Origin of the sequence: Pseudomonas campi (assembly GCF_013200955.2) — a bacterium.
GTDB lineage: Bacteria > Pseudomonadota > Gammaproteobacteria > Pseudomonadales > Pseudomonadaceae > Aquipseudomonas > Aquipseudomonas campi.
The window spans coordinates 1,026,883-1,042,243 of record NZ_CP053697.2; the positions used below are offsets into that span (position 1 = coordinate 1,026,883).

Here is a 15,361-nt window from a genome sequence, read left to right on the forward strand (position 1 = left end):
CCTCCGTGGGCGTTATTCTATGACCTGGATCAACCGACCGACTGATGGTCGCCGCGCAGCCAATTGACCAGCTGAATGGCGCTCAGTGGGCGGCTGAACAGGTAACCCTGGCACTGCTCGCAACCCAGCTGGCGCAAGGCCTGCAGCTGGGCCGGGGTTTCTACGCCCTCGGCCAGTACACGCAGTTTCAGGTTGCGCGCCAGGCCGATGATGGTGGCGACTATTTCCAGGTTGGCCTGGTCTTCGGGGACGCCCTGCATGAAGCTCTGGTCGATCTTCAGCTTGTCCAGCGGGAAGCGCCGCAGGTAGGCCAGCGACGAATAGCCGGTGCCGAAGTCGTCGACCGCCAGCTTCAGGCCGAGGCCCTTGAGGGCCATCAGGGTGGCGCGCGCCTGCTCGACGTTATCCATCAGCGCGCCTTCGGTAATTTCCAGTTCCAGGCATTCGGCGGGCAGGCCGCTGTCGTGCAGCGCATCGCGGACCTGCTGCAGCAGGTCGGCCTGGCGGAACTGGCGGGGCGACAAGTTGACCGCCAGGGTCTTCAGATCCAGCCCCTGCTGGCGCCAGAACTGCATCTGCCGGCAGGCTTCGCGTAGCACCCAGTTGCCGATCGGCACGATCAGCCCGGTGTCCTCGGCCAGCGGGATGAAGCGCGCCGGCGAGATCATGCCCTGCTCGCTGTTCCAGCGCAGCAGGGCTTCCACGCCGATGGGCCGGCCGCTGTCGCTGTCCAGCAGCGGTTGGTAGTGCAGGGAGAACTCGTTGCGTTTCAGCGCCTGGCGCAATTGTGCTTCCAGGGCCAGGCGGCTGTGGGCCTGGTGGGTCAGGCCCTCGGTGTAGAAACGGTAGGTGTTGCGTCCTTCCTGCTTGGCTTGGTGCAGGGCGGCCTCGGCGTTGCGCAGCAGCTCGTCGCTGGACAGGCCGTCATCCGGGTACAGGCTGATACCGATGCTGGCGCCCAGGTAGGCTTCGCGGCCGTTGCTCATCTGCAGCGGACGCTCGAGCAGTTCGAGCAGGGTGCGGGCGATGCTGGCCGCTTCCTCGGGGCGTTGCAGGTTTTCCAGGACGATAAGGAACTCGTCGCTGCTCAGCCGCGCCAGGGTGTCTTCGTTGCGCAGGCGTTGCTGCAGGCGGCGCGCCACGGCGATCAGTAGTTCGTCACCGACCTTGTGGCCGAGGCCTTCGTTGATGGTCTTGAAGTGGTCGAGATCGAAGAACAGCACCGCCACCCGCTCGCGATGCCGATGCGCGTGTTCCAGGGCATGGTTGAGGCGCTCGCTGGCGAACAGGCGGTTGGGCAGGTCGGTGAGGGGGTCGAAGTGCACCAGATGAGCCAGGCGCTCTTGACTGTCGCGGTACTGGCTGAGATCGGTGAAGGTCAATACGTACTGCGGCTGCCGCGGATCGCAACCGCGCACCCGGCTGACCGTGAGCCAGAAGGGAAAGCGCGAGCCGTCCTGCCGGCGGCTGTTCAGCTCGCCCTGCCAGTGCCCGCTTTCCTCGACCTTGCGCCACAGGGTGCGGTAGCGCGTGCGTTCGATGCTGTTGCCGGGCATGAGCGGCAGGCGGCGGCCGATGGCCTGCTGCGGGCTGAGCCCGGTGATGGTGGTGAAGGCCGGGTTGCTGGTGAGAATGCGCCGTTTGGCATCGACGATGACCACCCCTTCCTGGGTGCTATCGAAGACCGTGGCGGCTTGTTGCAGGGCCAGTTCCTGCTGCTTGCGTACGCCGATGTCCTCGACCACCGAGATGAAGTAGTGCGGGCTGCCATTGGTATGGCGCACCAGGGTGGCGCTGAGATTGGCCCAGAGCAGGCTGCCGTCGCGGCGGCGATAGCGTTTCTCCAGGCTGTAGCGGGCAATGTCACCGGCGAGCAGGCGGCCGACCTGTTCCAGGTCGCTGTCCAGATCGTCCGGGTGGGTGATGGCCTGGAAGGTCAGGTCGAGCAGGTCGTCGCGGCTGTAGCCGAGCATCTGACACAGGCGCTGGTTGACCCGGAGCCAGTGGCCGTCGGGAGCCAGGTGGGCGATGCCGACGGCAGCCTGCTCGAAGGTGGCGCGAAAACGCAGCTCGCTCTGCAGGCGTTCGGCATCACGCTGATGCTGGCGCACGGCGAGGCCCGCCAGGCGGGTGAACTCGGTGACCAGGGCAATATCGTCGGCGGCCGGGTGGGTCACGCGTCGGTAATAGATGCCGAATACGCCGAGGACCTCACCCTGGTCGTTCTTGAACGGCAGTGACCAGCAGGCCCGTAGGCCGGCCTGGGCGGTCTGGTCACGGAAGGTCGCCCAGTTCGGGTGCTGGCTGAGGTCGTCGACGATGGTCAGCTCGCCACTGGCGGCAGCATGGCTGCAGCTGCCGAGGCCGAGCTGCACCGGCATGCCGTCTACTGCTGCCGAATAGCTGGCGGGCAGGCTGGGAGCGGCCATGACCTGTAGCTGCTCCTTGTCGACCAGCAGCACCGAGACCAGCATTTCCGGGCTGATGTGTTCCAGGCGTCGCACCATGTCGTTGAGGGTGTCCTGCAGCGGGCGCTGGGCGAGCATGCGGTCCAGCACGGCATTGCGCGCTTCCTGCAGGGCCTGGGTCTGACGTTGTTCGTGGATGTCGCGGAGGCTGCCGTGCAGGCCCAGACCATGCTGCTCGCCAGCGGCCAGGCGCAGGGAAATCCAGCGCGGGTGGCCATCGCTTTCGAGTAGGCGCACTTCACCCAGCCAACTGCTGTTCTGGCGTCCGAGAATCGTGGAAATATGCTGGCCGAGTGCTTCGCGGTGGTCAGTGGCAATGAATTCCAGCAGGGGGCGGCCCAGGCTTTCACTGATGCTGTAGCCGGTGATGGTCTGCCAGGACGGGTTGAGAAAGCTCAGGCGCCCGCGGCTGTCGGTGAGGAAGATCGCTTCATGCAGCTGCTCGACCAGTTCGCGGTAACGCGCCTCGCTGGCTTCCAGTTCGTCGTGCACCTGCTTCTGCTGACCGAGGTCGATGTCGACGCAGTACAGCTCCAGCTGGTTGCGCGCATTGCGTAGCAGCAGGTGGCTGGAATACACGTGCACCGGGCTGCCGTCGCGGTGTTGCAGGGTCAGTTCGCAGGCCGGGATGGCCGGGCCGCCGATCATCCACATGTTGATGTCGCTGACCACCTGGGAACGCATGGGCGTGGGGATGATCAGCTCCTCCAGACGCCGGCCCATGGCGTCGGTCACCTCGTAGCCGTAGAGCTGGGTACTGGCCTGGTTCCAGAAGATCACCCGGCGTTCGCGGTCGTAGCCCTGCACGGCAATACGCGGGGTCTGTTCGAACAGTTGGCGGAAGCGCTGCTCGCTTTCACGCAGGGCCTGCTCGTCGCGCTTCTGCGTGCTGATGTTCTGCAGCGTGCCCTGGCTCTTGCCATGGGCGTCGCGCATGCCACGCAGCATCAACCAGATCGGCGCTTCGTTGTTCGGGCGATTGAGGCGAGCGTTGACCAGCAGCGGCGCGGAACCATCGAACAGGCTGAGCAGGGCGCGTTGCACGGCATTGCGGTCGGCCGGGTAGAGCCAGGCGAGAAATTCTTCCAGGCTGCTGCTGCTGTGCTCGGGGTCGCGCTCCAGCAGGTGCAGGGCCTCGCTGGACCAGCGGAAGCTGCCATCGAAGGTCCAGTTGCCAAGCCCGGCGTCGCGCTGGGTCTGCTGCAGTTGCTCGGCATTAAGGCGCAGGCTGACTTCCAGGGCCTGCTGGGTGTGCTGGTCGTGCCGGGCGATGATCAGGATCAGCAGGCTACTGACCACGACAAAGGCCAGGCCCTTGAAAGTCTGCAGGCTATTGAGGGTATCCGGTTCGAGATTCAGGACCAGCAACAGTTGGTCGCTGAGCAGAATCCATGCAGCGCTGAACAGGATATAGATGCCGGCCAAACGCAGCGGCCGGGAAACCGTGGGTTGCATCCTGAACCCCCAGAAATGTGCGGGACAACTGACGCACCGTGTTACTGCCAGTGACCACGGGCTTAAGACAGAGTCTAGCCGCTCCTTTCAGGCGTGCTGGTCGATCATGGTTTCGTCACGGTGTTTCGCCGCGGCTACGAACGCCGCTTGCCGGCGTTGCCGGCACCCTGCCATTGCTGGGCGATGGTGGGGTGACCAGCGGCCGGGGGCGTCGTGCCGACGGTCAACCGGCCGGTGGTTTGAGGGCCTGCAGGGCCTTTTCGGCGCCTTCGTGCAGCGGCACCCCGAGGCCGCGTTGGGCATTGTCCGGTGACAGCTGGGTGCCCTGAATGCTGCCGTATTGCAGCCAGGGGCTGTCCAGGCTGAAGAGCAGGCGTACCAGTAGCTCGACTTCGCGGCTGGTCAGTTGGCCGTTGGTCAGCAACAGGCTGCTGACTGCCAGGGTCGGCAGAGCGCTGCCCTGCTGCGGGTAGGTGCCTGCCGGCAGGGTGAAGGCGAAACTGCCTGGGCGCTCCTGTTGCAGACGGCTGATGGCGCTGGCTTGCAGGGGCAGCAGGCGCAGCGCGAAGGACTCGCTGGCGGCGCGGATATTGTCGGCCGGGGCGCCGATGATCTGTACCAGGGCATCCAGTTCACCGTCGCGCAGGGCGCTCAGGCCCTGCTGCAGGTCAAGGGCGGCGACGGTGCCGAGATCCTCAGGTTGCAGGTCGTGGGCGGCCAGCACCGCCAGGGCCGTCAGGCGCGAAGCCGAGCCAGGCAGGCCGAGGTTGACCCGCTTGCCGCGCAGGTCGCTGATGCTCTGTAGCGGACCGTCAGCGCGGACCAGCACATGCACCGGCTCCGGGTACAGGCTGGCCATGGCGCGCAGGTTGAGGTTCGGCCCATCGGCCTCAAAGGGGCCGACTCCGCCTACGGCAAAGTGCGCGGCATCGCTTTGCGACAAGGCCAGAACGACCTCGCCCTTGCGCAGCAGACGCAGGTTATCCAGGCCACCCTCGGTATTCAGCACATGCAGGTTCACCCCGCGCTGGCTCAGCAGTTCCCGCAGGGCCTGGGCAAAGCGGGCGTACTGCCCGGATGGCGGGCCGCTGGCAAGCGGATAGCCACTCTGCAGACGGGTCAGGCGGCCCTGGATATTGGCCAGGGAGCGCTCCAGTTCGTCGCTGATGATTTTGCGCTGCTCGGTGCCAGTACCGCCGGGCGACAGGTTGAGCGCGGTGCTGATGGCCGTGACCAGGGTTTCCCGCGGGGTGGCGCCGCCCTCGCCAGGCTGGGCGGCGCGCGGGGTGCTGAAGCCCTGGGGCACCACGGCCTGCCAGGCATTGCCCTGTTTGCGGTAGATCAGGCTGCCATGGGCCTTGAGCAAATCACCGGCCTGGTTGCCGCCGCTGTCGATACCGGAGAGCCCGCGTGGCCCGGCACCCAGGGCGCTGATCAGGCTGGCCACGCCGGGCGAGTCCCAGGTACCGAAGTCCTGCTCCTGTTCGACCTTGAGGGTGGCGTCGTAGTAGATCACCAGGCGCTCTTCGCCGGGCGGGGCGTGGGCATCGCTGGCCGAGCCGCGTCGTTGCAGCTTGGCCAGGCTCAGGGTGGTCGGGCTGAAGGCCTGTTGCAGGCGCTGCTGCAGGTCGGCTTCCAGGGTGGCCTGGTCCGGGCCGCGTGAACAGGCGGCGAGCAGCAGCAGGCAGGCGAGCAGGGCAATATGGCGCACGGTCAGCCTCCAATCCAGGGCAGGGAGAGGAACCCGGTGAGTACCAGGGCATTGACCAGGTCGATGAGGAAAGCACCGACCAGCGGCACCACCAGAAAGGCCTGGGGCGCCGGTCCGTACTTCTGCACGATGGCCTGCATATTGGCGATGGCGGTAGCGGTGGCGCCCATGGCAAAGCCACAGAAGGCGGCGGACATGACGGCGCTTTCGTAATCACGGCCCACCGCACGGAACACCAGCAGGCCACCGTACAGCACCACCACGACCAGCTGGCCGAGCAGAATCAGCAGCAGAGGCCCGGCCAGACTGGCCACGCTGGCCAGGTTCAGGGCCATCATGGTCATCGCCAGGAACAGCGCCAGGGTCAGGCTGGAGAGCAGGTCGATGGCCGCATCATTGAGGCGCAGGCCGACCAGGTGGCCGCCGTTGCGGATCAGCACGCCGAGCAGCAGGCACCAGAGAAAGCTGGGCAGGGTCACCGGGGCATCGCTGACCAGCTCGGCCAGCCACTGCCCGACCAGCACGGCAAGCAGCACGGCACTCAGCACAGGCAGCAGACTTGTGGTCGTCACCGCCGCCGCATCACCGTCGGCGTTGCGCACTGGGCTGGCGGCCTGGCCATCGGCCCCCGCCAGTTGATGGCGCTTGATCAGCCACTGCGCCAATGGGCCGCCGCAAATGCCGCCGAGCACCAGGCCGAGGGTCGCGCCGGTCATCGCCAGCTCCATCACCGACTGGATATTGCTCACTTCGGCGAAGCGCTCGGCATAGGCCGCGCCGGTGCCGTGACCGCCGATCAGGGTGATGCTGCCGCCAATCAGCCCCATCAGCGGATGCATGTCCAGGCTCCAGGCGATCAGCAGTCCGGTGAGGTTCTGCAGCACGAGAAAGGGTATCAGCACCAGGACAAACAACAGCAGGCGCTTGCCACCCTGGCGGAGCAGGCTGAGGTTGGCCGACAAGCCGACGGCCGCGAAAAAGGCCAGCAGCAGCACCGGCTTGAGGGTGACGTCGAAGTTTACTTGCACGCCGGTGCCCGTCTGCGCGAGCAGCATGACCACGGCAAACAACAGGCCGCCCGTGATGGGGTCGGGGATGTTGTAGCGGGACAGGAAGGGAATCAGGCGGTTGATCTGCCGACCAAGCAAAAGAGCCAGCACGGCCACCAGCAGGGTTTCCACGGGTTGTAGCGTCATAGGCACTTCCTTAATGCGAACTGACTCGGTCGTGCCCAACGGATTGAGGGCGGGCTCGGCTGAAGACTAGCCGAGCCATAAGCCGCTTGCCTGCCGGGTTCAGAATCCTTCGAGGACGATCTTGCCGCGTGCCGTGCCGCTCTCCAGCAGGGCGTGGGCGCGGCGCAGGTTGGTCGCGTTGATGCTGCCGAAATGTTCGCCCAGGGTGGTTTTCAGCACGCCGTCGTCGATCAGTTGGCTGACCCGGTTGAGCAGGCGATGCTGCTCGATCATGTCGGCGGTCTGGAACAGCGAGCGGGTGTACATGAACTCCCAGTGCAGCGACAGGCTCTTGCGCTTGAGCTGGACCACATCGAGCTGCGCCGGGTCGTCGATCAGCGCCAGGCGGCCCTGGGGCGCCAGGGCTTCGATGATCTGCGCATAGTGCTGGTCGGTGTGGGTCAGGCTGGCGACATGGCTGACCTGGGCGATGCCGATGCGCTGGAGTTCCTCGCTCAGCGGCAGGCTGTGGTCGATGACATGGTGCGCGCCGAGCGACTGCACCCAGTCGCGGGTTTCTGTGCGCGAGGCAGTGCCGATCACGGTCAGGCCGGTGAGCTGGCGGGCCAGCTGCACCAGGATCGAACCCACGCCACCGGCGGCGCCGACGATCAGCAGGCTTTGCTGCTCGCCCTGGCCTTCTCTGATCTGCAGGCGCTCGAACAGCAGTTCCCAGGCGGTGATGGCGGTCAGCGGCAGGGCGGCGGCACGGGCGAAGTCCAGCGAGCCGGGCATGCGCCCGACGATGCGCTCGTCCACCACATGCAGCTCGCTGTTGGCCCCGGGGCGGTCGATGGCGCCGGCGTAAAACACCCGGTCACCGGGGCGGAACTGCCTGACCTGCGCGCCAACGGCCTTGACCACCCCGGCCACATCCCAACCCAGCACCTTGGCCTGGCCGGCCTCTGGCTGGACGTTGCGGCGAATCTTGGTGTCCACCGGGTTGACCGAGATGGCTTTGACCTCCACCAGCAGATCGTGGTCGCCAGGTTGTGGCTCGGCCAGCTGCACATCCTGCAGGGCTTCGGGGTGGTCGATGGGCAGGCTCTGGTAGTAGGCAATGGCTTTCACAGGAGGGCTCCACAGGAATGCGCTAACAAGACGAATGCTCCAGCTTAGTCGCCCGAAGGCGGGCTGGCGGCAGGTGAGGGCAGCATGCTCGCGCGCGCGCCTGCGTCACGGCTGTGCGCGGTTGTTGTAGCAGACATGCGGGTGGCAGCGGTGAGCGGCGGGATGTTTTTTACGCAGCTTAAGACTGCTTTAAGCATGGCCAGGCAGATTGAGCACGCATTCCACCCATCCCGAGGAAATTCCCATGCGTAAATTGCTCCTGCTGTCCCTGGCCATCGCCAGCCCCCTGGCCTTTGCCGGTCCGCAATGCAGCACGGCCGAGCAGAGCCAGTGGCAGGACCAGACCAAGTTCCAGGAAAACCTCAAGGCCGAAGGCTATGAGATCAAGAAATTCAAAGTCACCGCCGGCAACTGCTATGAAATTTACGGCTGGAACAAGGACAAGCAGAAGGTCGAAATCTACTTCGACCCGGTCAGCGGCAAGGCGGTGAAGAGCGAGATCGACTGATATGGCAGCCCCCACCCTGCGCCTGTGGGACCCACTCGTGCGCCTGTTTCACTGGTCCATGGCCGCCGCCTTCATCGCCAACTACTTCTTTACCGAAGAGGGCGGTGACTGGCACCGCTGGTTCGGCTACTACGCCGTGGGTTGGCTGGCCATTCGCGGAGTGTGGGGCTTTATCGGTACGCCAGCGGCGCGCTGGACGGATTTCTGGCCGACCCCGGCGCGCCTGGCCGAACACCTGCGCGCGCTGCTCGGCGGGCGCCCCTATCACCGCCTCGGCCATTCGCCGTTGGGTGCCCTGGTGATGATCCTGATGATGGTCTTGATGCTCGGCCTGGGCCTGAGCGGCTTCCTGATGGAGGAGGTCGACTACTTCTGGGGCGAAGACTGGATCGAGGAACTGCACGAACTGTTCGCCAATGGCCTGCTGGCCCTGGTTGGCCTGCACCTGCTGGCGGCGCTGGTGGAGAGCGTGCGTTTGCGCGAGAACCTGCCGCTGTCGATGGTCACCGGCAAGCGGCGTCGGCGCTGAGTCTGGGGCCGCGTGCCGGCCCCGCTCGTCGCATGGCTTAGCCGGCCTTGAGCGTCAGCCCGCAGCCCTTGAGGATGATGCGTTCGAGGTTGTCGGCGGCCTCGTCGAAATCGGCTTTCTTCAAGCTGTTCTTGCCGGTCAGGCGGCAGATCTGGCTGGCGAAGTCGGCGTAGTGCTGGGTGCTGCCCCACAGCAGGAAGATCAGGTGGACCGGGTCGATCGGGTCCATCTTGCCGGCATCGATCCATGCCTGGAACACCGCCGCGCGGCCGCGGAACCAGTCGCGGTAGTCCTGGGTGAAGTGGCCGCTCAGGCACTCGCCGCCGCTGATCACTTCCATGGCGAAGATCCGCGAGGCCAATGGCTGGGTGCGCGAGAACTCGATCTTGGCGCGGATATAGCGGCTCAGCGCCTGAGCCGGGTCGTCGTCGACGCTGAGGTTGCTGAACGTGGCATCCCACAGGTCGAGGATGTTGTTGAGCACAGCGACGTACAGGCCCAGCTTGTTGTTGAAGTAGTAGTGCAGGTTGGCCTTGGGCAGCCCCACCGCGAGAGCGATGGTATTCATGCTGGTGCCTTTGTAGCCGTGGCGAGCGAATTGCTCTTCGGCCGCGGCGATGATCGCCTTCTCGTTCTTCTGGCGAATGCGGCCAGCAGGTTTGGCGGGACTCGGAACGGGGGAGGTGTCAGCGGGCATGGAGGGATTCCGTACAAATCAACGGGTTGGTGACGAACAGATACCCCAGCGCGGGTCACGAAACAACCCTTGAGCGTCAAAATCGTGTGCCTTTGGGCAGAAGATTGCCGATTGTCGGCCAATTAGCTGATTTTGCGCCAAAAAACCGTCTTAAAGGACAGGTTAAGAACCCGCCGGTCGCGTTCTGCGCTGCGCTGAAAGCCTTGTGGGACAAGCGTTCCAGGTGGCTGGTTGGTTCTAGGAAGACTTCTCTCTCCCATGAATGGAAGAGGGTGGGAGGGCGAGGCCGTGCTGTCTGTTTTTACCCTCTCCCCCGGCCCCTCTCCCACCTCTCATAAACAAAGAATGGGAGAGGGGAGAAAAGCGCCTACCTCCGCCCCTTTCCCCACCCACAATCCCGTCAGCTCCCCGTCTCCGCCAACGCCTCGAGAAAACTCTCCAGCACCAGTTGCGGACGCCGGCCCTTGCGTGTCACCGAGGCCAGGGTCAGCTCATAGAAACGCGAGTCCGGCTTTAGCACGCGCAGGCGGCCCTGCTGCACCCACTGCTGGGCGTAGTGGTCGGCGAGGTAGCCGATATAGCGCCCGGTGAGAATCAGGAAGGCCATGCCCTCGCGGTCCGAGGCGCTCGCCGTGCAATTGAGCACCTGGTACTGCGCCTGGATCTCCGGCGGCAGGCGGAAGGTCGGGGCAATCGCCTCCTGGGCATTCAGGCGGGTATCGGAGAGCTGCGCATCATCCACATAGAACAGCGGGTGGCCGACCGCGCAGTACAGCTGCGAGCGCTCGCCATACAGCGGCTGGTACTCCAGGCCGGATAGCGGATGGCTCTGCGGCACCACGCCGACATGCAGGCTGCCATCCAGCACGCCCTGTTCCACCTCGGAGGGCGGCGTCATGCGGATCTGGATGCGTACGTCCGGGCCGCGTTCCTTGAGGCGCGACAGCGCATTGGTGATGCGCATGTGCGGCACCGTCACCAGGTTGTCGGTGAGGCCGATATGCAGCTCGCCGCGCAGCTCGCGGTGCAGGCCGTTGACCCCGTTGCGAAAGCTCTCCAGCGCGCCGAACAGCTGCAAGGCCGACTGGTACACCTCGCGGCCTTCCTCGGTCAGGGCAAACCCCGCGCGCCCGCGCTGGCACAGGCGCAGGCCCAGGCGCTGCTCCAGATCGCTCATCTGCTGGCTGATCGCCGAGCGGCCGATGCCCAGCACGCTTTCCGCGGCGGAGAAGCCACCGCACTCGACCACGCTGCGGAACAGGCGCAGCAGGCGGATTTCAAAATCGCTGACCTGGGCCAGCGGATCGGGGCGGCGCACACTCATTGTTTAGCTCTGGCTTAACTAAGGATAAGAAGAGTTGGGTTTTAGTGACTTTATGCCCGTGGCACCTTTCGCTGCAACAACAAACAGGTCCCGCTCCGGGAGAGCCACGATGAACATGCCGCAGACTGCCACCCCGTCCCTGGCCAGCCAGCTCAAGCTGGATGCCCACTGGATGCCGTTTTCCGCCAACCGCAACTTCAAGCGCGACCCGCGCCTGATCGTCGGCGCCGACGGCAACTACTTCATCGACGACAAGGGCCGCCGCGTGTTCGACAGCCTGTCCGGCCTGTGGACCTGTGGCGCCGGGCACAACCGCAAGGAAATCCAGGAGGCCGTGGCCAAGCAGCTGGGCACCCTCGACTACGCCCCGGGCTTCCAGTACGGCCACCCGCTGTCCTACCAGCTGGCCGAGAAAATCACCGAGCTGACCCCGGCCGGCCTCGACCACGTGTTCTACACCGACTCCGGCTCCGAGTGCGCCGACACCGCGGTGAAGATGGCCAAGGCCTACTGGCGCCTGAAAGGTCAGCCGAGCAAAACCAAATTTATCGGCCGTGCCCGTGGCTACCACGGCGTCAACATCGCCGGCACCAGCCTCGGCGGCATTGGCGGCAACCGCAAGATGTTCGGCCAGATGATGGACGCCGACCACCTGCCGCACACCCTGCAGTCGCACCTGGCCTTCACCAAGGGCATGGCGGCGACCGGCGGTGTGGAGCTGGCCAACGAACTGCTCAAGCTGATCGAGCTGCACGACGCCTCCAACATCGCCGCGGTGATCGTCGAGCCGATGTCCGGTTCCGCCGGCGTCATCGTGCCGCCCACCGGCTACCTGCAGCGCCTGCGCGAGATCTGCACCCAGCACAACATCCTGCTGATCTTCGACGAAGTGATCACCGCCTTCGGCCGCATGGGCAAGTGGACCGGTGCCGAGTACTTCGGCGTGGTGCCAGACATCATGAACACCGCCAAACAGGTCACCAACGGTGCCATCCCGCTGGGCGCGGTGATCGCCTCCAGCGAGATCTACAACACCTTCATGCAGCAGGCGATTCCCGAGCACATGGTCGAGTTTGGCCACGGCTACACCTACTCCGGCCACCCGGTAGCCTGCGCCGCCGGCCTGGCGACCCTGGAGCTGCTCAAGCGCGACAACCTGATCGAGCAGTCCGCCGCCCTGGCGCCGGTGTTCGAAGAGAAGCTGCATGGCCTCAAGGGCAGCAAGAACGTCATCGACATCCGCAACTGCGGCCTGGCCGGCGCGATCCAGATCGCCCCGCGTGACGGCGACGGCGTGATCCGCCCGTTCGAGGCCGGCATCAAGCTGTGGAACGCCGGCTTCTACGTGCGCTTCGGCGGCGACACCCTGCAGTTCGGGCCGACCTTCAACACCCAGCCCGAGCAGCTCGACACCCTGTTTAACGCCGTCGGCGATGTACTGAATAGCCTGGATTGATGCTTATCCCCTTCCCCCAAGTGGGGAGGGAACACGCTTCCTCCCCTCTCCCATTCATGGGAGAGGGGCCGGGGGAGAGGGCGGCCGGCAGCACAAAAGCCAAAGCCAAAGCCCCTCTCCCTAACCCTCTCCCACAAGTGGGAGAGGGGACTAGTACTCAGTAGGGTGGAAGTCCGCGCAACGACTTCCACCACCCAGCCGTAGGGTGGATGCCGCTGTTCGCATCCACCGTGCCGGCAACACCCATTTGCGGTGGATGAACAAAGCGTCATCCACCCTACGTGACACCAACGAGGAGTTTTCATGAGCACCGTCGCCCACCTGATCAATGGCGAAATCACCCTGCGCAGCGGCCGTACCGCCCAGGTCTTCAACCCGTCCATCGGCGAGCCCGTGCGCCAGGTCGAGCTGGCCGATCGCGCCACTATCCAGGCCGCCATCGACTCCGCCAAGGCTGCCTTCCCGGCCTGGCGCAACACCCCGCCGGCCAAGCGTGCCCAGGTCATGTTCCGCTTCAAGGTTCTGCTGGAAGCCAACAAAGACAAGATCGCCGCGATGATCAGCGAAGAGCACGGCAAGACCCTCGAAGACGCCGTCGGCGAACTGCAACGCGGCATCGAGAACGTCGAATACGCCTGTGGCGCCCCCGAGCTGCTGAAAGGCGAGTTCAACCGCAACGCCGGGCCGAACATCGACAGCTGGTCCGACCACCAGCCGCTGGGCGTGGTCGCCGGTATCACCCCATTCAACTTCCCGGCCATGGTGCCGCTGTGGATGTACCCGCTGGCCATCGTCTGCGGCAACTGCTTCATCCTCAAGCCGTCCGAGCGCGACCCGAGCTCCACCCTGTTCATCGCCCAGCTGCTCTGCGAAGCCGGCCTGCCGAATGGCGTGCTCAGCGTCATCAACGGCGACAAGGAAGCGGTGGACGCGCTGATCGAAGCGCCGGAAGTCAAAGCCATCAGCTTCGTCGGCTCGACGCCGATTGCCGAATACATCTACACCGAGGCCAACCGTCGCGGTAAGCGCGTACAGGCCCTGGGCGGCGCGAAGAACCACGCCGTGGTCCTGCCCGACGCCGACATCGACAACACCGTCAACGCCCTGATGGGCGCGGCGTACGGCTCCTGCGGCGAGCGCTGCATGGCCATCTCCGTGGTGGTTGCCGTGGGTGACCAGGTTGCCGATACCCTGGTGGCCAAGCTGACCCCGAAAATCCGCGAACTGAAGATCGGTGCCGGCACTTCCTGCGGTCTCGACATGGGCCCGCTGGTGACCGGCGCGGCGCGTGACAAGGTCAAGGGCTACGTCGACGCCGGTGTCGCCCAGGGCGCCACCCTGGTGGTCGACGGTCGCGGCCTGGTGGTACCGGGCTGTGAGGCCGGCTTCTTCCTCGGCGGCAGCCTGTTCGACCACGTCACCACCGAGATGAGCATCTACCAGGAAGAAATCTTCGGCCCGGTACTGTGCATCGTCCGCGTCGGCAGCCTGGAAGCAGCCATGCAGCTGATCAACGACCACGAATACGGCAACGGCACCTGCATCTTCACCCGCGACGGTGAAGCGGCGCGCCTGTTCTGCGACGAGATCGAAGTCGGCATGGTCGGCGTCAACGTACCGCTGCCGGTGCCGGTGGCCTACCACAGCTTCGGCGGCTGGAAGCGCTCGCTGTTCGGCGACCTGCATGCCTACGGCCCGGACGGTGTGCGCTTCTACACCAAGCGCAAGACCATCACCCAGCGCTGGCCGCAGCGCGCGAGCCACGAGGCAGCGCAGTTCGCCTTCCCGAGCAACGGTTAAGCAACACCCAGGGCTGGTCGCAAGACCGGCCCTTTTTTTGATGCGCATAAGCTTCTGTAGGAGCCAGCTTGCTGGCGATCTTTTCAAGTCAAAAGCATCGCCAGCAAGCTGGCTCCTACAAAGGCAGCAGCGCAACAGCGTTACGCAACAAACCCTGCCGCGCGGGCGCGGCATTGGTGCAGTGACCCGGATCAACCGGGAAGCGGCACCCCTTGGGTGAGCGGGTTCACGGTTATGTGACCCGGCAACCCGCTGTCCCAAGGGCAGCCCACTTCAATCTCAAATGAAGAGGACACCCTTGCAATGAACAAACCCATGATTGGCCTTCCCCTGTGCCGCTGGCAGCTGACGAGTCGTGATATCGGCTGGTTCCATCTGGTGGGCGAGAAGTACATTCACGCGGTCACCGGCTTCGGCGCCTTCCCGCTGATGATTCCGGCCTTCGGCGACGATCTGGACATGGAGACCGTGCTCGACAGCGTCTCCGGCATCATGTTCGGCGGCTCGCTGTCCAACGTGCACCCCAGCTGCTACGGCGACGACCACCCCGGCCTGGGCCTGGCCGACCAACCCCGCGATGACACCGTGCTACGCCTGATGCGCGCCTGTATCGAGCGCGGCATTCCCTTCCTCGGCATCTGCCGTGGCGTGCAGGAACTCAACGTGCTGTACGGAGGCACCCTGCACCGTGAAGTGCATGAGGTGCCGGGTCGCCTGGATCACCGCGAAGTAAAAGACGTGCCGGACGACGTGGCCTACGGCCCGATCCACAAGGTCGCCCTGACCGAGGGCGGCGTGCTGCACAAGCTGCTCGGCGAGCGCCAGATCGAGGTCAATTCGCTGCATGGGCAGGGCATCGACCGCCTGGGTGAGGGGCTACAGGTCGAGGCGGTGTGTGAGGACGGGCAGATCGAGGCAGTCAGCGTGATTGGCGCCAAGGCGTTTGCTGTCGGCGTGCAGTGGCACCCGGAGTATCGCTATTGGGAGAAGGCGGATTACAACGCGCTGATTGGGGCGTTTCATGAGGCGGCGAGGGAGTATCAGGCTAGTAAGCTGGTAAAGCGCAGGGAGGCAGTAGGAGTCTGAGTAGCGCTGCGTTGTTGAATA

Annotated in this window: 11 protein-coding genes; 5 read left to right on the forward strand and 6 right to left on the reverse strand. The window is 65.1% G+C overall.

All coding sequences use genetic code 11. The features are described from left to right. Positions 1–29 precede the first annotated feature (29 nt). The 4 genes from HNE05_RS04635 to HNE05_RS04650 form a co-directional block, all read right to left on the reverse strand. Positions 30–3,923 (reverse strand): bifunctional diguanylate cyclase/phosphodiesterase, encoded by a 3,894-nt coding sequence (locus HNE05_RS04635; RefSeq protein ID WP_173203820.1) that lies wholly within the window; start codon positions 3,921–3,923, stop codon positions 30–32. 223 nt (positions 3,924–4,146) lie between these two features. Further along, positions 4,147–5,634 carry a TAXI family TRAP transporter solute-binding subunit gene (locus HNE05_RS04640; protein WP_240008816.1) on the reverse strand — a complete coding sequence of 496 codons (1,488 nt, stop codon included), beginning with the start codon at positions 5,632–5,634 and terminating at the stop codon, positions 4,147–4,149. Between the two features lie 2 nt (positions 5,635–5,636). After that, the gene (gene gltS / locus HNE05_RS04645) at positions 5,637–6,830 is read right to left on the reverse strand and encodes a sodium/glutamate symporter (protein ID WP_173203823.1); all 1,194 of its coding nucleotides are present in this window, start codon (positions 6,828–6,830) and stop codon (positions 5,637–5,639) included. Positions 6,831–6,929: 99 nt separating this feature from the next. Next, positions 6,930–7,940: a zinc-binding alcohol dehydrogenase family protein gene (locus HNE05_RS04650; protein ID WP_173203825.1), complete on the reverse strand. Its 1,011-nt coding sequence runs from the start codon at positions 7,938–7,940 to the stop codon at positions 6,930–6,932. Positions 7,941–8,184: 244 nt separating this feature from the next. Between HNE05_RS04650 and HNE05_RS04655 the strand changes: the two genes are divergently transcribed. Together HNE05_RS04655 and HNE05_RS04660 are read left to right on the forward strand one after the other, a co-directional pair. After that, on the forward strand, positions 8,185–8,448 hold the full coding sequence (locus tag HNE05_RS04655; protein ID WP_173203827.1) for a PepSY domain-containing protein: 264 nt from the start codon (positions 8,185–8,187) through the stop codon (positions 8,446–8,448). A gap of 1 nt (position 8,449) precedes the next feature. Continuing rightward, positions 8,450–8,977: a cytochrome b/b6 domain-containing protein gene (locus tag HNE05_RS04660; RefSeq protein WP_173203829.1), complete on the forward strand. Its 528-nt coding sequence runs from the start codon at positions 8,450–8,452 to the stop codon at positions 8,975–8,977. Between the two features lie 37 nt (positions 8,978–9,014). Here HNE05_RS04660 and HNE05_RS04665 read toward each other — a convergent pair whose 3' ends face one another. Both HNE05_RS04665 and HNE05_RS04670 read right to left on the reverse strand, forming a co-directional pair. Next, complete coding sequence (locus HNE05_RS04665) at positions 9,015–9,674, reverse strand: TetR/AcrR family transcriptional regulator (protein ID WP_173203831.1); 660 nt, start codon at positions 9,672–9,674, stop codon at positions 9,015–9,017. 400 nt (positions 9,675–10,074) lie between these two features. Continuing rightward, positions 10,075–10,998 (reverse strand): LysR family transcriptional regulator, encoded by a 924-nt coding sequence (locus HNE05_RS04670; protein WP_173203833.1) that lies wholly within the window; start codon positions 10,996–10,998, stop codon positions 10,075–10,077. 109 nt (positions 10,999–11,107) lie between these two features. Here HNE05_RS04670 and aptA point away from each other — a divergent pair, with 109 nt between their 5' ends. The 3 genes from aptA (at position 11,108) to HNE05_RS04685 (ending at position 15,340) form a co-directional block, all read left to right on the forward strand. Then, a complete protein-coding gene (gene aptA / locus HNE05_RS04675) occupies positions 11,108–12,454 on the forward strand; it encodes an omega-aminotransferase AptA (RefSeq protein WP_173203835.1) in 1,347 nt (448 codons plus the stop codon). 303 nt (positions 12,455–12,757) lie between these two features. Continuing rightward, the gene (locus HNE05_RS04680; protein ID WP_173203837.1) at positions 12,758–14,254 is read left to right on the forward strand and encodes a CoA-acylating methylmalonate-semialdehyde dehydrogenase; all 1,497 of its coding nucleotides are present in this window, start codon (positions 12,758–12,760) and stop codon (positions 14,252–14,254) included. A gap of 315 nt (positions 14,255–14,569) precedes the next feature. Further along, the gene (locus HNE05_RS04685) at positions 14,570–15,340 is read left to right on the forward strand and encodes a gamma-glutamyl-gamma-aminobutyrate hydrolase family protein (RefSeq protein ID WP_219637214.1); all 771 of its coding nucleotides are present in this window, start codon (positions 14,570–14,572) and stop codon (positions 15,338–15,340) included. The last annotated feature ends 21 nt before the right edge of the window (positions 15,341–15,361 follow it).